19 protein-coding genes are annotated in these 23367 nt (G+C 60.7%); 12 read left to right on the forward strand and 7 right to left on the reverse strand.

Annotated elements, in window-relative coordinates:
- A complete protein-coding gene (locus CFBP1590_RS08540) occupies window positions 1–1518 on the forward strand; it encodes an aldehyde dehydrogenase family protein (RefSeq protein WP_088234843.1) in 1518 nt (505 codons plus the stop codon).
- 5 nt (window positions 1519–1523) lie between these two features.
- Complete coding sequence (locus CFBP1590_RS08545; RefSeq protein ID WP_088234844.1) at window positions 1524–2681, forward strand: M20 aminoacylase family protein; 1158 nt, start codon at window positions 1524–1526, stop codon at window positions 2679–2681.
- 578 nt (window positions 2682–3259) lie between these two features.
- On the opposite strand, the gene CFBP1590_RS08550 is transcribed toward CFBP1590_RS08545, so the two are convergent.
- Window positions 3260–4186, reverse strand: coding sequence for a LysR family transcriptional regulator (locus tag CFBP1590_RS08550; RefSeq protein ID WP_032663403.1), 927 nt, complete (start codon window positions 4184–4186; stop codon window positions 3260–3262).
- A 153-nt stretch (window positions 4187–4339) separates the two neighbouring features.
- On the opposite strand from CFBP1590_RS08550, the gene CFBP1590_RS08555 reads away from it, so the two are divergent.
- Together CFBP1590_RS08555 and CFBP1590_RS08560 are read left to right on the forward strand one after the other, a co-directional pair.
- Complete coding sequence (locus CFBP1590_RS08555) at window positions 4340–5125, forward strand: YqcI/YcgG family protein (RefSeq protein WP_029241162.1); 786 nt, start codon at window positions 4340–4342, stop codon at window positions 5123–5125.
- Between the two features lie 25 nt (window positions 5126–5150).
- Window positions 5151–5783, forward strand: coding sequence for a LysE family translocator (locus tag CFBP1590_RS08560; protein WP_029241161.1), 633 nt, complete (start codon window positions 5151–5153; stop codon window positions 5781–5783).
- Between the two features lie 36 nt (window positions 5784–5819).
- Here CFBP1590_RS08560 and CFBP1590_RS08565 read toward each other — a convergent pair whose 3' ends face one another.
- Complete coding sequence (locus CFBP1590_RS08565) at window positions 5820–7196, reverse strand: L-serine ammonia-lyase (RefSeq protein WP_025995110.1); 1377 nt, start codon at window positions 7194–7196, stop codon at window positions 5820–5822.
- Window positions 7197–7323: 127 nt separating this feature from the next.
- Here CFBP1590_RS08565 and CFBP1590_RS08570 point away from each other — a divergent pair, with 127 nt between their 5' ends.
- Entirely contained in the window at window positions 7324–8229 is a 906-nt protein-coding gene (locus CFBP1590_RS08570) for a LysR substrate-binding domain-containing protein (RefSeq protein WP_004885903.1), read from the forward strand.
- 520 nt (window positions 8230–8749) lie between these two features.
- Here CFBP1590_RS08570 and CFBP1590_RS08575 read toward each other — a convergent pair.
- The 3 genes from CFBP1590_RS08575 to CFBP1590_RS08585 all read right to left on the reverse strand — a co-directional run bounded on the left by CFBP1590_RS08575 (window position 8750) and on the right by CFBP1590_RS08585 (window position 13216).
- A complete protein-coding gene (locus tag CFBP1590_RS08575; protein WP_088234845.1) occupies window positions 8750–10078 on the reverse strand; it encodes a DUF3100 domain-containing protein in 1329 nt (442 codons plus the stop codon).
- Between the two features lie 462 nt (window positions 10079–10540).
- Complete coding sequence (hglS, locus tag CFBP1590_RS08580) at window positions 10541–11923, reverse strand: 2-oxoadipate dioxygenase/decarboxylase HglS (protein WP_088234846.1); 1383 nt, start codon at window positions 11921–11923, stop codon at window positions 10541–10543.
- A gap of 45 nt (window positions 11924–11968) precedes the next feature.
- Window positions 11969–13216, reverse strand: coding sequence for a 2-aminoadipate transaminase (locus tag CFBP1590_RS08585; protein WP_088234847.1), 1248 nt, complete (start codon window positions 13214–13216; stop codon window positions 11969–11971).
- Window positions 13217–13463: 247 nt separating this feature from the next.
- Here CFBP1590_RS08585 and amaB point away from each other — a divergent pair, with 247 nt between their 5' ends.
- Complete coding sequence (gene amaB / locus CFBP1590_RS08590; RefSeq protein ID WP_088234848.1) at window positions 13464–14954, forward strand: L-piperidine-6-carboxylate dehydrogenase; 1491 nt, start codon at window positions 13464–13466, stop codon at window positions 14952–14954.
- Window positions 14955–14978: 24 nt separating this feature from the next.
- The gene (amaA, locus tag CFBP1590_RS08595) at window positions 14979–16265 is read left to right on the forward strand and encodes an L-pipecolate oxidase (RefSeq protein WP_088234849.1); all 1287 of its coding nucleotides are present in this window, start codon (window positions 14979–14981) and stop codon (window positions 16263–16265) included.
- Between the two features lie 9 nt (window positions 16266–16274).
- Here amaA and CFBP1590_RS08600 read toward each other — a convergent pair whose 3' ends face one another.
- Together CFBP1590_RS08600 and CFBP1590_RS08605 are read right to left on the reverse strand one after the other, a co-directional pair.
- Window positions 16275–17648, reverse strand: a complete 1374-nt coding sequence (locus tag CFBP1590_RS08600; protein WP_004880640.1) for a sensor histidine kinase — start codon at window positions 17646–17648, stop codon at window positions 16275–16277.
- Window positions 17645–18307, reverse strand: coding sequence for a response regulator (locus CFBP1590_RS08605; protein WP_088234850.1), 663 nt, complete (start codon window positions 18305–18307; stop codon window positions 17645–17647). The genes CFBP1590_RS08600 and CFBP1590_RS08605 overlap by 4 nt, the downstream gene beginning before the upstream one ends.
- 168 nt (window positions 18308–18475) lie before the next feature.
- Between CFBP1590_RS08605 and CFBP1590_RS08610 the strand changes: the two genes are divergently transcribed.
- The 5 genes from CFBP1590_RS08610 to CFBP1590_RS08630 all read left to right on the forward strand — a co-directional run bounded on the left by CFBP1590_RS08610 (window position 18476) and on the right by CFBP1590_RS08630 (window position 23312).
- The gene (locus tag CFBP1590_RS08610) at window positions 18476–18742 is read left to right on the forward strand and encodes a PepSY domain-containing protein (protein ID WP_029243614.1); all 267 of its coding nucleotides are present in this window, start codon (window positions 18476–18478) and stop codon (window positions 18740–18742) included.
- Window positions 18742–19287 (forward strand): cytochrome b/b6 domain-containing protein, encoded by a 546-nt coding sequence (locus CFBP1590_RS08615; RefSeq protein WP_029243613.1) that lies wholly within the window; start codon window positions 18742–18744, stop codon window positions 19285–19287. The genes CFBP1590_RS08610 and CFBP1590_RS08615 overlap by 1 nt, the downstream gene beginning before the upstream one ends.
- A gap of 65 nt (window positions 19288–19352) precedes the next feature.
- The gene (locus CFBP1590_RS08620; RefSeq protein WP_004880647.1) at window positions 19353–20651 is read left to right on the forward strand and encodes a sialidase family protein; all 1299 of its coding nucleotides are present in this window, start codon (window positions 19353–19355) and stop codon (window positions 20649–20651) included.
- Window positions 20648–21268, forward strand: a complete 621-nt coding sequence (locus CFBP1590_RS08625) for a hypothetical protein (protein WP_043306562.1) — start codon at window positions 20648–20650, stop codon at window positions 21266–21268. The genes CFBP1590_RS08620 and CFBP1590_RS08625 overlap by 4 nt, the downstream gene beginning before the upstream one ends.
- A 10-nt stretch (window positions 21269–21278) precedes the next feature.
- The gene (locus CFBP1590_RS08630; protein WP_058432597.1) at window positions 21279–23312 is read left to right on the forward strand and encodes an LTA synthase family protein; all 2034 of its coding nucleotides are present in this window, start codon (window positions 21279–21281) and stop codon (window positions 23310–23312) included.
- Window positions 23313–23367: the final 55 nt, after the last annotated feature.

Below are 23367 nucleotides of genomic sequence, written 5' to 3' on the forward strand. Positions count from 1 at the left end.
ATGAGCACTGCAAAAATCCTCGAACTGATGCGCCCTTACTGGGGCGATCGCAGTGTCATCGCCAGCTACGTGGGCGGTGAGTTCATCGAAGGCCACGGCGCGCCGGTCGAAGTGCGCAATGCCCATGACGACAGTCTGTTGCTGAGTTTTCCGGACGCCGACGAGTCGCTGGTCGAAAAGGCCGACAACGCTGCGAAAGCCGCGCAGGTTCAGTGGTGGGCGTTGACGGCGCAGGCGCGTGGTCGCGCCATGTATCAGATCGGTAACCTGATCCGTGAAGCGCTGGAAGACCTCGCCCAGATCGAATCCCTGACCGCCAACAAGCCGATTCGCGACGCGCGCGTTGAAGTGCTCAAGGTCGCCGAGATGTTCGAGTACTACGCCGGTTGGGCTGACAAGTTGCACGGCGAAATCATTCCGGTGCCGACCACGCACCTGAACTACGTCACCTACGAACCGCTGGGCACAGTGCTGCAGATCACCCCATGGAACGCGCCGATCTTCACCTGCGGCTGGCAGATTGCACCGGCCATTGCGGCGGGCAACGCGGTCATCCTCAAGCCTTCGGAACTGACGCCGCTGAGTTCGCTGATGGTCGGCGTATTGATCGAACGTGCCGGTGTGCCCAAGGGGCTGGTCAATGTGATCGCCGGTTTCGGCCACTCCATCGGGCAGGCGTTCATCGCCAGGGCCGACATTCGCAAAGTCGTGTTCGTCGGCTCTCCGGCAACCGGTCGCCATATTGCCGTCGCGGCGGCACAACGGTGCATTCCGGCGGTGCTGGAGCTGGGCGGCAAGTCGGCCAACATTGTCTTCGAGGACGCCGATCTTGAGGTCGCCCTGCGCGGCGCTCAGGCGGCGATTTTCTCCGGGGCAGGGCAGAGCTGCGTGTCGGGTTCGCGTCTGTTGGTGCAGGCGTCGATCTTCGAAAAATTCACCAATGCGCTGGCCACCGCTGCGACCCAATTCAAGGTCGGTGACCCGAGCGACCCGGAAACCCAGATCGGGCCGATCAACAACGCCAAGCAGTACAACCACGTGAAGACCATGGTCGAGCGTGCCTTGAAAGACGGCGCCAGGCTGGTCGGCGAGCACGCAGACCCGATCCCGGAAAAGCCCGGTTACTACGTCAACCCGACCGTTCTGGCGGGCACCAACGACCTGCACTGCGCTCAGGAAGAAATCTTCGGCCCGGTGGTCGTGGCCATTCCTTTCAAGGACGAAGAAGATGCGATCCGCATCGCCAACGACAGCCGTTTCGGCTTGGCGGGCGGCGTCTGGACACGTGACGTGGGCCGCGCGCACCGTGTGGCGAAACAGGTGCGTGCCGGTACGTTCTGGGTCAACGGCTACAAGACCATTCATGTCAGCTCGCCGTTTGGTGGCTATGGTGAAAGCGGCTATGGTCGTTCTTCAGGGCTGGATGCATTGCGCGAATACAGCGAAGTGAAAAGCGTGTGGGTCGAGACCGCTGCCAAACCCGCCGCCAGCTTTGGTTATGGCGCGAGCCTGGAGTGAATCACATGAGCATTTCCAAGACATTGATCGAAGAAGCCACGGTCTGGCGCCGCACCATTCATGCGGCCCCGGAGCTGGGCTTTCAGGAGCAGAAAACTTCCGACAAGGTCGCTGAACTGCTCAGCAGCTTTGGCCTTGAGGTCCATCGCGGCCTCGGTGGCACCGGCGTGGTCGGCACGCTGCGCACCGGTGACGGGCCGACTATCGGCATCCGCGCCGACATGGACGCCTTGCCGATTCAGGAATTGGGCGACAGCGTGCACAAGTCTGCGCATAAAGGCTGCATGCATGCCTGTGGCCATGACGGGCATACCGCCATTCTGTTGGCCACTGCCAGGCATCTGGCCGAGACGCGGCGCTTTCGCGGAACCGTGCATTTCGTTTTTCAGCCTGCCGAAGAAAACCTCGGTGGTGCACAGCGCATGATCGAGGACGGCTTGTTCGAGCGTTTCCCGATGGAAGCCATCTACGGCCTGCACAACTGGCCGGGCGTGCCTGCGGGCAAGGTGGTGGTCAATCCGGGGCCGATGATGGCATCGCTGGACACCTTCGAAATCACCCTGACCGGCAAGGGCAGCCACGCGGCCATGCCGGACAAGGGCAACGACCCGATCGTGGCCGCCGCCGAACTGGTGCTGGGTCTGCAGACCATCGTGTCCCGACGTCTGTCGCCGCTGGATTCTGCGGTGGTCAGCATCACCCAGTTCAACGCGGGTGAGGCCATCAACGTGCTGCCGGAAACGGCTGTGCTGCGTGGCACCGTTCGCTGCCTGCAGACCCCGGTGCGCGAGAAGGTCCAGCAATGGATCGGCGAGTTCGTCGAGCGTCTGCCAATGGCTTTCGGCGTGCGTAGCGAGCTGGTCTACAACGTCGGTTATCCAGTGACCGAAAACCACGTCGAAGCCGCCGCAACGATCCGTCGTGCCGCCGTCGCCGCCGTCGGTGAAGCCAACGTGCAATGGGGCTGCAACCCGTCCATGGCCTCGGAAGACTTTGCCTTCATGCTGCACGCCTGTCCGGGCGCCTACATCTGGATGGGCGTTGACGGCGAAAAGCCTTCGGCGGCGCTGCACAACCCATACTACGACTTCAATGATCAGGTGATCGAGCCGGGCGTGAAGGTGTGGACGTCATTGGTGGAGCAGTGTCTGCCGGTGGCGTGATGGATGCGCATCGCTGAAAGACAGTGCAGGTCGCTGATACGGCGCTGTCCCTCAACAAAGAGCGGACCGTGGGAGGCGGCTTGCCGGCGATGCAGTTGACGCGGTATGTCAGGAAAATCGCGTCATCGTTCATCGCCGGCAAGCCGCCTCTTATCAAACAACCTGTAAACCACTGAAGAAACTGGATTTTGTGGGAGCGGACTTGTCCGCGAAAAGGCCAGTACATCCGACGCATATGCGGTGGCTGAAATACTGCATTCGCGGACAAGTCCGCTCCCACCTAGTTTGCTGCGCGACAGCGCTACGTCGAAGACGTGGTGGGGCCTCCCACAAAAACGTGTTCATTCAGCAGATTACGTTTTGTTTGATAAGAGGCGGCTTCCGGCGATCTGCCGGGAACCGGCAGCACAATGCCTGCGCATGCGGTGTATCAGATGCGCTCAAGGGCTGCTGCGCAACCCATCGCTGCCTTCGTAACCCCCACGCCCTCCGGGCAGAAGCAGATTTCAGCGCATCATCAGCAGCCAGGTTTTTGACAAGAAGCGGCATGTGCTCGGAAGGTCATATCAATCCGGTTGTCATGATGCGGTGAGCAATTGCACCTTGATACCGGAAATGTCAGGCAGGCAGGTCAGCAGATGGTCGCGTAATTCCAGCACCCGCTGACGCTTGTAGCTGTCCTGCAGCCAGACCAGGTAATAGGCATCGCCTGTGCCCACTGCGCTCTCGAAAGGCAGATACACCTGGTGTTCGTACACGTCATTGGCGATCAGGAAGAGGTCGCCGATGGATACACCATGACCTCTGATGGCGGCGGTGATGCCCTGGTCCAGGGTGTCGAACACCTTGCCGGTGTCCAGCTTCACCTGATCAGACAGCCCCATTCGTTTCAACCAGCGCCGCCAGTCCCTGCGATCTGTAGACGGGTGGATCAAGTCGGCGTTCTGCAGGCGTTCTGGCCCCCAGGGATGATCCCCCAGATTTTCAGACGAGCAGATCGGAATCAGCCATTCATCGAACAGCTTGCAGCTTTCGACGTTCGCTCCAAAGTTGCCGTTGCCCAACAGAATCGCGCAGTCGTAAGGCTCGGCGTAGAAGTCCACGCTGTCGAAATCCATCCAGACACTGGAGAGCTGTACAGGCTGTGCCGGGACGGGATTTTTGTAGGACTCCAGTGCGTGCAGCAACCAGCGCATCGTCAGGGTCGAGGGTGACTTGAGTCGCAGGTGCTTGCCCTTGCCGCGGAAAGGCTGGCAGGCGTCTTCAATGATCCGAAAGCCGATTTTCAGCTGGCTGGCCAGGTGGCGTCCTTCGTCACTCAAAGACAGTCTGGGGCCGTTGCGCTCGAATAATCGACAGCCCAGGCTTTCTTCAAGCGTGCGGATATGACGACTGATGGCGCTCTGAGTCAGGGACAATTCTTCCGCAGCACGCGTGAAAGAGCATGATCGCGCCGCGACTTCAAAGGCCCTCAGGGCGTAAAGAGGAGGGATGCGTTCGGTCATGCCTATGCCTACCATGATTATTTGTCATGGTAGGGTACACCTTTTTCCCTTTTTCAACGCGCTCATGTCCCTTCAGACTTGCCGGCTCATCACTGTCAGGAAAGAAAAAAAAGAATAAGGCAGTGCTTCTAAAGGCCATGTGCGAGAGGGAATATGCTGCCCAAGTCTGGAATGTTGGTGTGCCAATCGGCGCTCAGGCAAACACTTGAAAATGAAGCTGACACTGCCCGCGTCCCGCAATGGATGATCACTGCCTATCGGCAATTTGAAGGGGTAGTGGATGACAAGGGCTTCCCATGTCTGTTCGGGCGGCGTGCCAACAAGTCGGGAAGCTGCCTGATCGTGTTCATTTCCCGTGAACATGAACAGGCTGACTTGCAGGGCGGCATGCAAGCGTATGCCGCATTTGTCAGGAGCACGCCGCTTGATAAGCGCCTGTTCAGTCCGCTGATTGTTATCTTTGAAGAAAACAGCTTCATCAATCTGGCGCAGGAACAGGCTCATGGCTGGGCGGCGCTTCAGCGTCTGCATGAGGGTGACAGCATACCGTGGCCCGCGACAGTGAGCATCAATCCAGAAACACCCGAGTGGACTTATCACTTCGCCGGACTGTCGTTTTTCATCAACATGAGTTTCCCCAGCCACACTGCCATGCGCAGCCGATCACTGGGCAAGCACATTGTGTTCGTGGTCAACCCTCGGGAAAACTTCGATGAAGTGGCCAGCGCGGAAGATGAAAGCGGACGCCGGATCAGAGAAAGGATCCGTCAGCGAATTGCCGAATACAACGACGGTGTCGTGCCCGAAACACTGGGTTTTTTCGGCGACCGCAACAGCCTGGAGTGGAAGCAATATCAACTGCACGAGGAAGGTGGCCTGAAGTCAAGCCGCTGCCCGTTGCACATCAAGCCCCTGGACGTTCAGGCTGACAAAGCCTGACCCACCAAACGAGCGGTCACAGGTTATGGATATTTCGTTGTTGCTGATCTACATGTTCAGCGTGTTCATGTTGATCATTACGCCGGGTCCGGTCGTGGCATTGATCGTCAATACCAGTCTGGTGTCGGGACCCCGGCGCGCCATGCTCACGGCGTTGGGCACCAATTGGGCTTCGCTGGTACTGGTACTGGTTGCGGCGCTGATCCTGACCGGTACGCTGTCGATCAGCGCGAGTCTGCTCAACTGGATCAGTCTGGTGGGATGTTTCTTCATCGCTTATCTGGCAGTGGATGCGTTGAAGCATGCGCTGCGCAACGAACCTGAATTTGTCGGCACTCCGGTCCAGAGCGGCACGCGGCACAGTGGGCTGGTGACGGGGTTTCTGGTGGGCATTTCAAACCCCAAGGACATCATCTTTTTTGTCTCGTTTTTCCCCCAGTTCATTCACGTGACGCAGTCGTTCAAGGGCAGCATCGCGGTATTGTCAGTGCTGTGGATCATCATCGACCTGTCGATCCTGTTCGCCTATATCTTCCTCATGCGTCAGAAGCTGGCGATGAAGTACAAGCGCAAGATCGAACTCGTCTCCAGCATTACCCTTTTGTTGATTGCGACCGGCGGGATTGTCTATTCCGCTTCGACACTGATTTCTCGATGACACTCCACGGGCGCCTGGAGGCGCCCGTGATACGGATCAACACTCGATCAGATTGACCGCCAGGCCGCCGCGTGAGGTTTCCTTGTACTTATCGTGCATGTCCGCGCCGGTGTCGCGCATGGTGCGGATGGCATGGTCGAGCGAGATGAAGTGTTCGCCGTCGCCACGCAGGGCCATCTGCGCGGCGTTGATCGCCTTCACGGCGGCAATCGCGTTGCGCTCGATGCACGGCACCTGAACCAGTCCGCCGACCGGGTCGCAGGTCAGGCCCAGGTTGTGTTCCAGACCGATTTCAGCAGCGTTTTCCACTTGCTCGGGCGTCGCCCCGAGAATCTCCGCCAGGCCTGCAGCGGCCATGGCGCAGGCCGAACCCACTTCACCCTGACAGCCCACTTCAGCGCCCGAGATCGAGGCGTTTTTCTTGCACAGAATGCCGACAGCGGCAGCGCTCAGAAAGAAGCGCACCACGTCGTCATCGTTGGCCGTGGGTTTGAATTTCATGAAGTAATGCAGCACGGCGGGCACGATCCCGGCCGCGCCATTGGTCGGAGCCGTCACCATGCGGCCACCCGCAGCGTTTTCTTCGTTGACCGCCAGCGCGAACAGGTTGACCCACTCCATGGCGCTGAGGGTCGAGCCGATCACGTTCGGGTTGTCGAGGTTTTGCAGGCTCTGATGCAGGCGATAGGCACGACGGCGCACGTTCAGGCCGCCGGGCAGAATGCCCGTCTCGAGCAGACCTTTGTTGACGCAGGCCTGCATTGCAGCCCAGATAACCATGATGCGCGAGCGGATTTCTTCTTCGCTGCGCCAGACCTTTTCGTTGGCCATCATCAGTTCGGAGATGCTCAGGCCGTGGGTCTTGCACAGTCTCAGCAATTGCGCGCCGCTGGAGAAGTCGTAAGGCAGAACGGTGTCATCGGCATCCAGCACACCGCTGGCTGCCTGTGCGGCATCGATCACAAAACCTCCGCCGACTGAATAGTAGGTCTGCTCGTACAGCTCGCCCGACTTGCCGTACGCGCACAGCGTCATGCCGTTGGGGTGGTAGGGCAGGCTCTCTTCGAGCAGGCACATGTCTCGCTCCCAGACGAAGGTAATCGGCTGTTCACCGGCCAGCAGCAGTTGACCGTCGGCACGCAGCGCGTCGATGCGCTGGTTGACCTGGCTGGGGTCGATCTGGTCCGGCCATTCACCCATCAGCCCCATCACCGTCGCACGATCACTACCATGACCGATGCCGGTCGCGGACAGAGAGCCGTACAATCGCACCTCAACACGTTCTACGCTGTGCAAACGATCCTGGTTGCGCAGGTCAGTGACGAACAGCGCTCCGGCCCGCATCGGTCCGACGGTGTGCGAACTGGACGGCCCGATGCCGATTTTGAACATGTCGAAGACGCTGATAGCCATCACGGTGGTCCTTCAAATGAGATGATGCAGAGGAGTTGAAACTCCTTCTTTCTGGCTTTCATCTTTGGCTTCAGCGGTCGAAACGACAAACGATTGTTCCTATGCAACGCTTTAGCGGAACTCTTCAATGAGCAGAATTTTCAACGCACAGATGCACGCCTGGTTACAGGTCTTCGCCTGTGCGGCACGACACCTTTCCTTTACGCGCTGCGCCGAGGAGCTGCACGTCACGCCGGGTGCGATCAGCCAGCAGATGCGTCAGCTTGAAGAACGGCTGGGCTTTGCGCTGTTCCATCGGGTCGGGCGCGGCCTGGAGCTGACCGCCGAAGGGCAGCGTCTGGCAGTGGTGGCCAACGAGGTGCAGAGCCGCATCAGCGAAGAGCTGCGTCTGTTGTATTCCGGTCGGATCGGCGGGGTATTCAAACTGCGCTGCATTCCATCGTTTCTGAGCAAGTGGCTGATGCCGCGCCTGCCACGTTTGCAGGAAGCGTTTCCAGACATTCAGTTGAGGATCATTGCCGAAGACAGCAGTGGCTCGTTGCGCGATGACGACTTCGACCTGGCCATCGACCTGAACGACGGCAGTTATCCTGGCCTGTCGACCACGCCGTTGCTGGAGGAAGAACTGTTTCCGGTGTGCTCGCCCAAACTGCTCGAAGGCAAACCGCCGCTGGACACGCCCAGCCAGTTGGTGCATTTCCCGCTGCTGCACGACATCACTGCATGGCGCGGCAGCTATGAGTACGCAGAGTGGGAGTTTTACCTGACTGCGATTGGTGCCGATGGCATCGACGTGCGCCGTGGCCACACGTTCAACCGCAACCACCTGACCATCGACGCCGCCCGTATGGGCATGGGCGTGGCCATCGCCCGCAAGGCACTGATCACCGATGAGCTTGAACAGGGCTCGCTGATCGTGCCGTTCGGGCAACCGATCAAGGCCCGCAAGAAATATGTGCTGGCCTACCGCGAAGGCGCTCTTAATACCCCGGCACGCCGTGCGGTGCATGACTGGTTGGTGAATGAGGCGTGAAACTGATCGTGCCGATGCTCTGCGCTCATCGTTATACACAAGTCCGCAAGACGCGCAAAACGGGGGGCAAACCGAAAGTGACTGACTGAATGCATACCCCGTGGGAGGCGGCTTGCCGGCGAGGGCGTCCGTTCAGTCACTGATAGGTCGCTTCAGAAAAAGCATCGCCGGCAAGCCGCCTCCCACAGTCCGTGGTCGCAACAAGACTCGGGTATAACGCTGAGCCCAAGCATGGGCATGATCGGCGTGCTTGAGATCACGCTGATCGTTCCTACGCTCCGCGTGGGAATGCCGCTCAGGACGCTCCGCGTCCGCTCTCGAATGTGGCGCAGATGTGCCCAAGCTCCAGCGTTATTCACGTCATGCGCTCGGCTCACTGGATCCGCAATCTGTGCCATTTGTGACGCGGAGCGTCATGGGCGGCATGCCCACGCGGAGCGATGGGCACGATCAGTGTTGAGGCAGACCTGTGTATAACGATGAGCGCGGAGCATGGGAACGATCAGCGACAACCATCAAATCAATGAAACATCTCGGCGATCATCACGGCGCCGATGAAGGTGCCGAAGTTGGCCAGGAACGACACCAGCACGATCCGCCAGCCCAGACGGCGAAACGCGGGCAGGTCCTTGGCAATCGACAGACCGGCGAAGGTCAGCATCGGCGTGATCACCGCCAGCATGTTGATCGAGCTGGTCAGGCGCGCAATCTCCGCTGCCCATGGGCAAGCCGGGGAGGTCAGGAACATCGCCACCAGCGACACCATGCACACGGCCGGAATCTTGCGGCGAATCAGGCTGCACAGGGCTTCGCCGATAAACGCGCAGAAGACCATGATGCCGATGCCGGTGAAAGCATCGGCGGACAGCGTCTTGTAGCCGACATAGTTGGCGATCAATGCCAGCGCACCGGCGGCCAGCCACGCACTGACCTTGCCCGACCAGCCCAGCTCAGGCACGTCGAGCGACACATCGCTGTGACGCAGGCCGTCATCGGCCATGGAGGCCTTGGTGGTACGGCCGATCAGCGGTTCGAGAACGCGATAGCCCCAGACCGCCAGCGGCAGCGAGATGAACAGGGTGAAGTAGGTCCCGATGGTGGTGGTGATCAGGTTCGACGCCGCCGCCAGGGTCATGACTTCCTTGGCCACTTCCGGCGTCTGCTGAGCCGCAATCGCGCCTGCAGCGGCCGCCATCATGCTGCCAGAGCCGATGCCGGAACCCATCGCCAGCGAGTTGGGATGGAAAATATTCAGGCTGGCAATGAAACCGGCCACGATGGCAATGAACAGCGCACCGAACAGCGTGCCGGTCAGGTACTCGGCGAGCACGCCGCGTCCCTCCGGGGAATCCATGCCATAGCGCTCACCAATGATCGCCAGGCTGGGTTCGCGTCCCACCGAGAAGGTCGCACCAATCGCTTCACGCTTGATCCCCAGCATAAGCGCCACTGGCAGGCCGAGAATCACGGTGCCGACAAAATGCCCGAATTCCTGAAACACCAGCGCCCAGCCCGAGGCGAACACCACCGGCAGCGAGCCGCCGACCACCAGACCCAGCTTGGCAATGAAGATCAACAGGGCAGGTTGCAGAATGGACGCGGAGCGCAGTTGCGTACGGTGATCGATCCCTATCGTGCCCGGCATGCGCCGACTGGCAATGCCGATCATTGCGCCCAGCAGCAAGGCCCAGACCATCGGCAGCAGGACCACCTTGCCAGGGCCCAGCGGAATGCTGATGGCGCCAATGGATTCGGCAATGACGAGGATGACGGCGGCCCAGACGTACAGCTTGACCGTCGAAGAAACGGCCTGCTTGTCGCCCACGACGGCAGCGTGTGAGTTTTGCATGATGATCCCCTTGCCTGCTGAATGACCTTTTTAAGGCCTTATCAATCGTTATTCTGTTTTTTCAGGTAGGCGCAGCGACGCGCCAGGGCAGCGTTGGAAGTCCATGGAGTCATGGAGGCCGTTATCCGGCCTAGTCTTTTTATAAGGCCCGAATTGACCGGACCCAGGCTGCTTCGAGCCTTTCGAGCGGAGCAATTGATGCCCTCGCGCCATCGCAGTATGCATAGCAGGAGGTTGCACACCAATATTGCGGATTTTATTTATCGTTGCGTTAAAGAGAACACTGAAGGGCAGACTCGGGACGTATTTGCAGCGCAGGAATGTGACGCAGAGCGTCACAGGATGCATGCCCACGAGGAGCGATGGGCACGATCAGTGTTGAGGCGGACTTGTTGATGATGATCGTTCCCACGCTCTGCGTGGTAACGCCTCTCAGGACGCTCCGCGTCCGCTTTTGGCGGTCTAAAGCCCCAGCGCCTTCTTGCATTCTTCCAGCGACCTGCGCTCGGTCTCGGCATACAGCTTCAATTCATCAAGCGTCTGACGCCCCAGTGCCTGCTGGAAATCTTCCTGGTTCGAACTGATCGCATAGTGTGCCTGCGCGTTATCGCCCAGATTGGACTGGAAGATGCCCGCCGCGCTGACCGGCAGAAAATCTTCGTACACCAATGGCTCGAAGCGCACATGACCCTCATGAATCAGTTGCTCAAGGTCAGCGCCTGCCTCGACGTGCGCAGCAAGGCCATGTTCGGTCGGGAAGTAGCGAAAGTAAGCCAGCCCTTCGGCACGCATCTCGCTGTAGGTGTCCGGGAACGCTTCAAAAGCTTTTTCCATCAGCGCCGAATAGCGCAGAGCATTGGCTTCGTTGGGAAACTCGCCCAGCTCATCGCGTGCCGCGTTCAGCAACCGGTCGTACAGTGCGCGACCCTTGGGCGTCAGTGCCGCGCCGCGCTGTTCTATTTCGCCGAAGCGTGCCGAATGGCTGCCGGACGCCTGAGTGCCCTGACCGACAAACGTAATCGGCTCTTCCAGTGCCTTGAAGCTGGTCTGGCGCAGCAGGATCGGGCAGCGACGGCGGGGCGGGCCTTCGACCACGGCCTTGGGCGTGATGCCTTTGCCGGGCATGCCTGCCTGCACTGCGTCGATGTCCAGCGTGCGCGGCGTGAGGTGGTTGATGTGCGGACCCCGGAACGCCACCACATCAGCGATCAGGCGGTGCTGTGCGTTGAGCTGTTGGTACTCTCCCAGTGACACCGTGGCCGTGTTGTGCCAGCGAAAGGTTTCCAGTGCCTGCTGGATGAATTCGGCTGCGTCCGCTTCGTCCAGACCGCCGTTCTGCTCGTGCTTCTGTATGAGTTCAAGCGCCTTCGCAGTGAATATCTGGCGTCTGGCGAGCACCTGACGGGCGAACTCACGCAGGCTGTCGCTCTCGATCAACTCCAGACGCAGCAGTGAGGTGAACACGCGAAACGGGCTGACCTGCAAGGCGCTTTCATGCACGGCGCGAAAGGCTGTCGAATGGACCGGCACGCCCGCAGGCGTCAGGTCGTAATAACCCACCGGTTCCATCCCCATCACTGCGAACAGGCGGGCGAGGGTGGCCAGTTCCAGCGCAGTACCGACCCGGATTGCGCCATGGCGCTCCATGTCCAGACGCTGGATTTCGCCTGTCTGCCTCAGGCTGTCCAGCATGCGGTGGTCATGGCTCATGACCCGGTCGTTGACCTCGCTCACCAGCGCCATCAACGTGCCGTACAGTGGGACTTCTTCCTGGTACATCTGCGACATGGCGCGGGAAAAGCCAGCGCGGATGTCGTCAGGGTTGGCAAAGCGTGCGGTGCTCATCAGGGTTCTCTCTCCGTGCTCTTCCCGGTTTTATCGGTCATCAAGTCAGGCCAGCGCCGCCAGGCAGCGTTCGAAAATATCCAGACCTTCGTTCAACACCTCAAGCTCGATAGTCAGTGGAATCAACAGCCGAATGATGTGCCGCGACTTGCCGCTGGGCATCAAGAGTAGCCCGGCTTCTCTGGCCGAGGTCAGCAGTTCGGCGAGTTGTCGGGTGGCCGGAGCGCCGTCTGGTGTCATCAACTCGATGCCGCGCATGCAGCCCACGCCGGTCAGTCTGCCCAGATACGGCGAGAGATTGTTCGCCTGCCAGGCGTTGTAGCGCGACACAATCGCGTTTTCCTGCTGCTCGCCCCAGGTCGACAGGTTCTCATCGGTCATCTGTGCCAGCGACGCCAGGCCCGCCGCGCAGCCAATCGGATTGCCGGAATAAGTGCCGCCCAGCCCGCCCTTGGGCAGATTGTCGAGCAACGCTTTGCGCCCGACCACGGCACCCAGTGGAATACCGCCGGCGATGCTTTTGCCCAGCAGAATCAGGTCCGGTTCGATGCCCAGACGACTGAAGGCAAAGCGCTGCCCGGTGCGGCCGAAACCCGACTGGATTTCATCGGCGATCAGCACGATGCCTTTTTCGGTACAGAGGGCGCGCAACGCCTGAGCGAAGTCCGGCTCCATGGCCAGAAAGCCACCTTCACCCTGCACCGGTTCGAACATGAAACACGCCACGTCGTTGACGTCGATCTCGACGCTGAACAGGCGGTCCATGGCCTTGAGCGCCTGCTCGGTGGTGACGCCGTTGTCCTTGCTGGGAAACGGGATATGAAACACCGGCCCCGGCAACACGCCGACTTTCTGTTTATAGGGCGCGACCTTGCCGTTGAGGTTGAGCGTGGCCAGCGTGCGGCCATGAAAGCCACCGTCAAAAGCGATCACGGCCGTGCGGCCTGTCGCGCCGCGGACGATTTTCAACGCGTTTTCGGCCGCTTCCGCGCCACTGTTGGTAAGCATGCCGCTCAACGGATAACTCACCGGAACGAACTGCATGAGTTGTTCCATGAACCGGAGATAGGGCTCGTGGGGCGTGGCGTTGAAGCAATAGTGGGTCAGTTTTGTCGCCTGTTCCTGAATCGCCTTGACCACCTGCGGGTTGCAGTGCCCCAGGTTGAGTACGCCGATACCGCCGACGAAGTCGATGTAGCGCTTGCCGGTGGTGTCCCAGACTTCCGCATTGCGGCCGTGGGACAGCGTCATGCTGTGGACAAAGGAAATGGATTCGCTGATGTGTTCGCTCATGGACAGGCTCTGCGACGATGGCGTGATGGTCTATCCAAACGCACAAGGTGTATGCGCCACAAACGAAATAAAATCACCGGGTCATTCCAATAATTCAGGAAGTTGACGCTTTTAATGTCTGGATCAGGCAGTAGTTCATTCCTGAAAGGAATCATGTCGTTCGAAAACGTCGTTTGTGAGCAGCCCTTGAAGAGGTCGATACTGGGTCATCAGTGATTTCAACCCTTGTCATGACAGGAGAATCAGCATGGTTGCCGAGTTGTTAGCCAATCTGGGTGTGGCGAAAAGTGCCTACACCGACGGAAACTATCCCGTTCACACCCCTATCGATGGCAGTCAGATCGCTTCAGTCACGCTGGAAGGCAGCGCTCAGGTTCAGGCGCGGATCGACACTGCGCACGACGCCTTTTTGAAATGGCGCACTGTACCGGCCCCACGCCGTGGCGAGCTGGTGCGGATCTTCGGCGAAGTGTTGCGCGAGCACAAAGCTCAACTGGGCGAGCTGGTATCGGTCGAGGCGGGCAAGATCACCCAGGAAGGTCTGGGTGAAGTGCAGGAAATGATCGACATCTGCGACTTCGCCGTCGGCCTGTCGCGCCAGTTGTACGGCCTGACCATCGCTTCCGAGCGTCCCGGTCACCACATGCGTGAAACCTGGCATCCGCTGGGTGTGGTCGGCGTGATCAGCGCGTTCAACTTCCCGGTTGCCGTCTGGGCCTGGAACACCACGCTGGCGCTGGTCTGCGGCAACCCGGTGATCTGGAAGCCGTCGGAGAAAACACCGTTGACCGCGATGGCCTGTCAGGCGCTGTTCGACAAGGCACTGAAGATTTTCGGTGATGCGCCGCAAGGTCTTGCGCAACTGGTGATCGGTGATCGCGACGCGGGCGAAGCCTTGGTGGACGACCCGCGTGTGCCGTTGATCAGCGCCACCGGCAGCACCCGCATGGGCCGTGAAGTGGGTCCGCGTGTCGCGGCACGTTTCGGCCGCAGTATTCTGGAACTGGGCGGCAATAACGCCATGATTCTTGCCCCGAGCGCTGATCTTGATCTGGCTGTGCGCGGCATTCTGTTCAGCGCCGTGGGCACCGCCGGGCAGCGCTGCACTACGTTGCGCCGACTGATCGTGCATCGCTCGATCAAGGACGAAGTGGTTGCGCGGGTCAAGGCCGCCTACGCCAAGGTGCGCGTCGGTGATCCACGCGAAGGCAATCTGATCGGTCCGCTGATCGACAAACAGGCATTCTCGGCCATGCAGGATGCGCTGACCAAGGCGCGTGACGAGGGCGGCCAGGTGTTCGGCGGCGAGCGTCAACTGCAGGACAAATACCCGAACGGTTATTACGTCACCCCGGCCATCGCAGAAATGCCCGGCCAGAGTGACGTTGTGCGCCATGAAACCTTCGCGCCGATTCTTTACGTGATGGCCTACGACGATTTCGACGAAGCGCTGCGTCTGAATAACGAAGTGCCACAAGGCCTGTCGTCGTGCATTTTCACCACCGACCTGCGTGAAGCCGAAGCTTTCCAGAGTGCGGCAGGCAGCGACTGCGGAATCGCCAACGTCAACATCGGCACCAGCGGTGCGGAGATCGGTGGGGCGTTCGGCGGAGAGAAGGAAACCGGTGGCGGTCGTGAATCGGGCTCCGATTCGTGGCGCGCCTACATGCGCAGGCAAACCAACACCGTTAACTACTCCCGCGAGCTGCCGTTGGCTCAGGGCATCGTCTTTGATTGATTCGGGCATGGCTGGAGTTGTTCGATGGCGCACTTGCGTGAAGGGTGTCTTTGGGAACAGGTGACGCCGCAGCGTCCGGTCAGCCCCGCGCTGTTCGGCGAGTGCAGCGCGGATGTGTGCATCATCGGTGCGGGGTTTACCGGACTCTCGGCTGCCCTGCAGTTGCTGGAGGGCGGCAAGTCGGTGTGCGTGGTCGAAGCCCATCAGGTCGGTCACGGCGGGTCCGGGCGTAACGTCGGTCTGGTGAATGCCGGAACCTGGGTTGCGCCCGACGAGCTGGAAAAGACGCTGGGCGCGGTCGAGGCCACGCGGCTCAACACTGCGTTGGGGGCGGCACCTGCGCTGGTGTTCTCGACCATCGATAAGTACAACATCGATTGCCAGGACACCCGCACCGGCAACCTGCACATGGCTCATAACGCCAAAGGTCTTGCCGATTTGCGCAGTCGCGCCGAGCAGTGGCAGCGCCGGGGTGCCCATGTCGAGTTGCTGACCGGCAAGCCCTGCGAAGACGCCTGCGGTACGGACAAGGCCGCCGGAGCGTTGCTTGACCATCGCGCGGGAACCGTCAATCCGATGGCTTATGTGTCGGGCATGGCGCTCAACGTGGTGGCGCGGGGCGGGCAGTTGTTTGGCAGCTCGTCAGTCACCGGTCTGCAACGCACCTCCGATGGCTGGAAGGTCTCGACCGCCGCCGGAAGCGTGCGCGCAGAAAAAGTGATCATCGCGTCCAATGCGTACACCGAAGGCGAGTGGACTGATATCAAGGATCACATCTTCGCCGGCTACTACTATCAGGTCGCCTCGCAACCGCTCTCCGGCGCGGAGCAGGCCGATATTCTGCGCGGCGGGCAGGGTTCGTGGGACACGCGCACTGTGCTCAGCAGCATCCGTCGCGATGCGCAGGGGCGTCTGGTATTGGGCAGTCTGGGCAACGCGGGCAACTATCCGCTGTGGTTCATTCGTCGATGGGCCGACCGCATTCAGCAGCATTACTTTCCCCAGTTGGGCAAGGTCGAGTGGGAAAGCACCTGGACCGGCCGCATCGGTTTCACGCCGGACCACCTGCTGCGATTGTTCGAGCCCGCGCCGGGGCTGCTGGCTGCGACGGGCTTCAACGGGCGCGGCGTCACGACCGGGACGCTGGTGGGCAAGTGCTTTGCCGACTACCTGCTGACCAACGACGCTCAGGCGCTGCCGGTGAGTTTTTCCAGCAGCGGTAAAGTCTCTGGCAGCTCGATACGGACCCTGGCTTACGATGCCGGATTCACGCTGTACCACGCAGGCCAGTGCCTGCGCGTGTTGCTCTGACGCGGCGTTTCAAGAGGTTCTGCTCTTGAGCCTCAGTTCCGCACACAGCCCGCCTTGCGCCGAGTTGCGCAAGTGCAGGCTGCTTTCCAGCTTGCGCACGATCATGTCGACAATCGCCAGACCCAGACCTGCGCCGTTGCTGTTGCCCTGGCTGTAGAACCGTTCGAACAGACGCGCCTTCTGTTGCTCGTCGATGCCGGGACCTGCGTCCTCGACTGACAGGTACGCGCTGCCGTCCTGCTGCGGGTGCAGCGCGACGCGGATTTCGCTGGCGGGCGGTGCGAAGTTCAGCGCGTTGGTCAGCAGATTCTGCAAGGCAATGGTGATGGCTGCCGGGTCGCTGTGGATAACACAGTCCTCGCCTGCTTCGAACACCAGGTCGACCCGTTTTTCCAGCGCCAGCGGCGTCAGCTCGGCCATCTCTTCGCGCACCAGTGTGTTCAATTCGAACCGGGTCAACTGGCTGTCGCTCGAGCGTGGCTCAAGGCGCGCCATGGTCAGCAACTGACTGGCCAGGCGTGCCGCACGATCAACGCCGTGAACCAGGAAATCCAGTGCTTCGAGCCGCTGTTCCGGGGTTTCGGCCTGACGGGCGTTCTGCGCATGGATGCGCAGGATGGTCAGCGGTGTGCGCAGTTCGTGGGCCGCATCGGCGATGAAACGGCGTTCGCGTTCCAGCACGTTCTCGATCTGGGTCAGCAGGCTGTTGAGCGCGTGCTGCATGGGTTCCAGTTCCTTGGCCAGCGGCGAGACGTCGAGCGGCTCGAGACTGTCGGCATCCCGTCGGCTGATCAGGCGCGCCATGCTTTGCAACGGGCGCAGCCCCCAGCCGATCGCCAGCCAGATGGCCACGATCAACAGCGGAACGCCGATCAGCGCGGGCCAGAGCGTGTGGCTGACAATCCGCTGGATCAGGTCCTGACGCACATCGTCGCGCTCGCCCACCCAGATCAGAAAACCCTGCTGCGGGTCTGCCAGTAGAAAGCCGCACCACTCGTGGCCATTTTCGATCAGGTCGTGGGAGCCTTCTTCGCTGGGCGGCGCAGCCAGTAACGGCGCTTCGGCCGAACGCACCAACAGTTCGCCCGAGGTGCGCCACACCTGAAAGGTCAGGCGGGTTTCGTAGGGGTGCGCCACGCCACTGGTGCCGACCCGGCTCATGGCCTGATCGAACGCCTGATAGAGCTTGTCCAGGTCCTGTTCGCCAGCCGCACGTTGACGCAGCACGCCCTGCAGCAGGCGAGCGCTCTGAGCGAGCTGCGCATCGTAGACCTCTTCGATTTCGTGATGGCTGTCGCGCAGGGCGAGCAGGCTGATGGTCAGATCGCCCAGCAGCAACAGCAGCAAAACCGGAACCAGAATGCGAGCGCGTACCGAGGTCATCCCTTGAGCTCCAGCAGGTAACCGACGCCGCGAACGGTGCGGATCAGTTCGGTGGATAGTTTTTTGCGCAGGTTGTGGATCAGCACTTCCAGGGTGTTGCTTTCGACCTTGTCCTGCCAGCCATACAAGGTGTTGGACAGGCGCTCGCGGGTCACGACCTTGCCGGGGCGGATCATCAATTGATGCAGCAACTGATACTCCATTGGCGTCATCGGCACTTCATTGCCCTGGTAGCTGACCTGCTGCGAGGCGGGGTCGAGGCTGATGCCTGCGTGTTCCAGCAGCGGTTGCGCGCGTCCCTGGCTGCGGCGCAGTAATGCACGAACGCGGGCCTTGAGTTCTTCGACATCGAAGGGCTTGATCAGGTAGTCATCGGCGCCGGCATCCAGCCCGGCAATGCGGTCTGCGGTGCCGTCGCGGGCGGTCATGATCAGCACCGGCAAGGTGATGTCTTCGGCGCGCAACTGGCGCAACAGGTCAAAACCGTCCATGCGCGGCAGACCTAGGTCGAGCAGCAGCAGGTCGAACGGCTCGCTGCGCAGGGCATGCAGCGCGCTCAGCCCGTCTTCGAGCCAGTCGAGCGTATAGCCCTCGGTGTTCAGGGCAACCCGAATACCCTGGCCGATGGCTCGATCATCCTCGACAAGAAGCAGACGCATAAGGTTTCGACCCGTGAGTGTGGGGGGAAGGGCGCCATCATGCAGTGAGCGCGTGGTCTCGCGAAGCGCCGGGCGTGCGGGAAGATGTTACCAGCTGTTGCGCATTAAGCTTTTCCTAAGACTCGTTTCGCACAGTGAGCGCTCCTTAACTGCCTGCGAGTATTTGCCATGCGTAAAGTCCTGCTGATTCCCCTGTTGTTGGCCAGCCCTTTGGCGCTGGCAGGTCCGCAATGCACCACGGCTGAAAAGTCCCAGTGGCAGGATCAGGCCAAATTCCAGGAGCAGCTCAAGGCTCAGGGTTATGAGATCAGCAAGTTCAAGGTCACTGACGGCAACTGCTACGAAATCTATGGCTTCGACAAGGACAAGCGCAAGGTCGAGATCTACCACGATCCGGTCACCGGCAAAGCCGTGAAGACCGAGATCAAGGGCTGATGAGTCAGGCGTCCCTGCGCCTCTGGGACCCGGTGGTCAGGCTGTTTCATGTCTCGATCGCGGGTGTCTTCATCGCCAACTACTTCTTCAATGAAGCCGGTGATGACTGGCACGTCTGGCTGGGCTACTACGCGGTGGCCTGGGTGGTGGTGCGAGTGGTGTGGGGATTCGTCGGGCCGGACAGTGCGCGCTGGAGTGATTTCTGGCCGACCCCGGCCCGGCTTCGAGCGCATGTGCACTCGCTGATCAGTCGCCAGCCCGTGCACCGACTCGGCCATTCGCCGCTCGGTGCGCTGGTCATGATCCTGATGATGGCGCTGATCTTAGGCATGGGCCTGACCGGATTCCTGATGCAGGAAGTCGATGCGCTCTGGGGTGCCGACTGGCCGCTGCAGATCCACGAAACGCTGGCCAATACGCTTTGCGCGCTGGTGGTGCTGCACATGGCGGCAGCCCTGTTCGAAAGCTTTCAGGTGCGGGACAACCTGCCGTTGTCGATGCTGACAGGGAAACGACGTCCACTGCCTGAAGATAGGCGTTCCTAAGCCAGCCAACCCTGAACCCAGACCAAACGATTACTTCCTTACCTTCACTACAGTGATGCCCCTTCATGCGTGTAATTTCCCGAAACCTGGTCGCATGGAGCGCAGGCCTGATCGTTGTGTCGATCTTTATCAGTGCGTGGCTCAGCCATCCGCTGCACCGGATTTCCGGCTTTGCGGTCAGCACACCGACCGTCAATACGGAAAGCGTTGCGCCCAAGGCGTCCTACAGCTCGCGCTTCGCCTCGTCCGATCTGGATGACTTCGTGCATTCCTCGGCGGTCACCGCGTTGCCCGGCGGCGACCTGATGTCGGTATGGTTCGCAGGCTCGCGTGAAGGCGCTGGCGATGTCGAGATCCGTACCTCGCGCTTCGATGCCGCAACCGAGGAGTGGGGGAGCGAGCACGTGTTGGCGACCCGCGAATCAACCCAGTCCGGCACCGGAAAATACATCCGCAAGCTGGGCAATCCGGTGATTGCGCTGGCCCCCGACAAGCGCCTCTGGCTGTTCTACGTGTCGGTATCGGTAGGCGGCTGGGCGGGCAGTACGGTCAATGCGATGGTCTCCAGCGATATGGGCGCCAGCTGGTCGCCGCCGCGTCAATTGGTGACCTCGCCTTTTCTGAATATCAGCACCCTGGTGCGCGCCGCACCGGTGTTCCACGCCGACGGCTCTATCGGTCTGCCGGTGTACCACGAGTTTCTCGGTAAGTTTGCCGAGTACCTGTACCTGAGCCCGGACGGTGATGTGATCGACAAGTTTCGCATCAGCCGTGGCAAGAACTCCTTGCAGCCGACCGTTGTGCCGCTGGACGGGCAGCGCGCTGTGGCGCTGCTGCGTTATGCCGGTGAAACCCATCACCGCGTGCTGGCCAGCCGCACCGAAGACGGCGGGCAGACCTGGAGCGAGCCGCATCCGTTGTCGCCCAGCAATCCCAACTCGTCGCTGGCGGCGGTCGGTGTGCCCGGCAAGGGTTTGCTGGTGGCCTTGAACGACCTGCGGGAAGGGCGTTTCAAACTCAGCCTGTATGGCACCGACGAGCAGATGGACATCTGGCGGCCGGTGATCGATCTGGATAAATCCCCCGATCCGCTGGGCACGCCGTTCTCGCTGGAAGCCTACAAAGAGGTGATCGGTGAAGGCTTCAGAAGCTCCAGCGGCGCACGTCGTCAGCCGATGGAAGCCGAGTTTCTGAGCAACCTCGACCAGCGCGTCTGCTCGCCGCAAGGTTGTGACTTCGAATACGAATACCCGTACTTCATCCGCAGTCCCGAGGGTCTGTATCACCTGGTCTACTCGTGGAATAACACCTTTATCAAACATGTCAGCTTCAATGAGGCCTGGCTGGCGGAGCACCTCTTATGATCGCGCTTGGACTGGCTCACTTGGCGTTCGCGTGGACGCTGTTCATTCTGCTCGCACCCCTGACGTCATCGCTGTGGTGGCGGTGCGGTCTGCTGACCGCCACATCGCTGCTCAGCGTGATTTCGGTGAACGGCCTGACCATGGCGGCCTACGCCCGTAGCCTGACCGACGACCTGGCCATCAGCAGTCTGGTGGTGCTGGCCTGGCTGACGCTGAACCGGCTGGGTGTTATCAAGCCGATGGCCGCCTCGCATCGTCTGGTGGTGTTGCTGGTGTTCGCGGCTATGGCGCTGGCGCTGTATCCGGCCACGCTGGGGCTGACCTATTTCGATCCATACCGCTGGGGCTACAACCCGAGGACCATGATCATCATAGTGGCGGTGATTGCGCTGGGGCTGGTTTGCCTGCGCAACGTACTGGGCGTGGTGATGTTAAGCGCTGCCACGCTGGCGTTCACGTTCCGGATCAAGCCGTCGGAAAACTATTGGGACTACCTGATCGACCCGTTGCTGGCGCTGTATTGCTGCGTTGCGCTGGTGTGTGTCGCCGTTCGTTATGTCTATCGCAGGGCCATGGGGCGCAATCGCCCGACTGGCTTGTCTGCCAGTGCTGTCTAGAGGGAAGAGAATGAGTGGGTTGCAATCACGACGCCTGAGTTATTGGCTGGGCGCGATCGGGTTGGTGTTTGTGTTGCTGGCCGTGTTGCGGATGGTGTTCTTTTACGGTTTTTCGGGCGTGGAACCCGGCACACTGTTCACCAGCGGCGAGGTGCTGCAGACGCTGGGCATTGGATTCCGCTTCGACCTGCGCCTGTCGCTGCTGCTGATGCTGCCGGTGGCGTTGCTGCTCTGGCTGCCACGCCTGAATCTGATCCGCATGCCGTCGCTGCGCTGGGTGGTGCGGGTCTATCTGGTGCTGGCACTGGCGATTCTGACCATGGTCTACATCGTCGATTTCGGCCACTACGCTTATCTCGGCGTGAGGCTCAACGCCAGTGTGCTGCGTTACCTGGAAGACGCACAGATCTCCCGCGACATGCTCTGGCAGACCTACCCGGTGCTCTGGATTACCGTTGGCTGGCTGCTGGTCGTTGCGCTGATGGGCTGGGCGCTGATCAGGCTTGAGCGGGTGACGCTGGCGCGCGCTGCCAGGCCGATGACGCGCTTATCGATTGCTGCAGTGTCGGCCGTGATGGTGTGTGCAACCTTTCTCGGGCTGCTGGGGCGGGTCGAAAACCTCAATCTGGAAAACCCGGTGCCGCTGCGCTGGAGCGATGCATTCTTTTCCGGTAACAGTCAGGTGGCGGCGTTGGGGCTCAACCCGGCGCTGTTTCTGTACGACACGTTGAAAGTCGCTCAGTCGCGCTATGACGAAAAACAGGTGCGCGAGCATTACGACGTCGTCGCTCGCTACCTGGGTGTGGACAAGCCTGATGTGAGCGTTCCGAACTTTACCCGTCAGCAACCGGTGCAGCCTTATCGCCTGCCGGGTGATCGACCGCCGAACGTGATGTTCGTGATGCTGGAATCGCTGGGCACCAGTGCCGTCGGCGCGTATGGCAATCCGCTGAATCCGACGCCGAATCTGGACCATCTTGCGACCCAGAGCTGGTTCTTCAAGCATTTCTACGTGCCTGTCACCGGCACGGCGAAAACAGTCTGGGCGAGCATTACCGGCGTTCCCGACGTCACCCGCCAGGAGACCGCCACGCGCCATCCGCTGATCACGCGGCAGAAGACGATCATCAACGACTTCAAGGGCTACGAGAAGCTGTACATGATTGGCGGCAACTCCGGCTGGGCCAACATGAACGCGCTGATCCGGCGCAGCATCGATGACGTGCGTCTGTACGATGAGCGCGACTGGAAATCACCTCAGGTGGACGTCTGGGGCATTTCCGATCTGGACCTGTTCAAGGAAAGCGACCGTATCCTGCGCGCCTTGCCCGCTGACAAACCGTTCTTCGCCTACGTGCAGACGGCGGGCAATCATCGGCCGTTCACCATCCCGAAAGACAACGACGGCTTCAAGGTCAGTGACAAGACCCTGGAGCAGGTTCAGGCCGCCGGCTCACGCAGCGTCGAGCAGTACAACGCGGTACGCCTGCTGGACTTCAACATTGGTCGGCTGATGGAGCTGGCCAAGGCCGGTGGTTATTACGAAAACACCATCTTCGTGCTGTTTGGCGATCACAACACCCGCATCAGTCAGATCCCGCACATGGCGCCTGCTTTCGAGCAACTGGGGCTGGAGAGCAATAACGTGCCGATGCTGATCCACGCGCCGGGCCTGCTCGGCACGCGGGTGATCAACGAAGCGGTGGGCCTTGCCGATCTGCTGCCGACGCTTGCGGGCATGGCCGGGATGCCGTTCAGCAACGGGGCGATGGGGCGCGACATTCAACAGCCTGCACCGGAAGGCGAACGCGTCGTGCCGCTGGTGCTGCGCGAAGGGACGTTCCCTTTGATCGGCGGTGTGACGCAACATTATCTGCTGCAGATGGAGCACGACGGTAGTTCCCCGACGCTGCACGATCTGGCGTCGCCTACGCCGCTGGACAATGTCGCCGAGCAGCACCCTGAAGAGTTCGAGCGTCTACGCGACCTGACTCGCGGGTTGCATGAGACATCACGGATGATGCTGTACCAGAACGTGCGTTGACCCTTTTTACGCCAGCCTTTGTCGTTTGCAGGCTGGCGTTTGCCTCTCGCCTCCA

The sequence above is a fragment of the Pseudomonas viridiflava genome (genome assembly GCF_900184295.1).
Taxonomy (GTDB): Bacteria; Pseudomonadota; Gammaproteobacteria; order Pseudomonadales; family Pseudomonadaceae; genus Aquipseudomonas; species Aquipseudomonas viridiflava.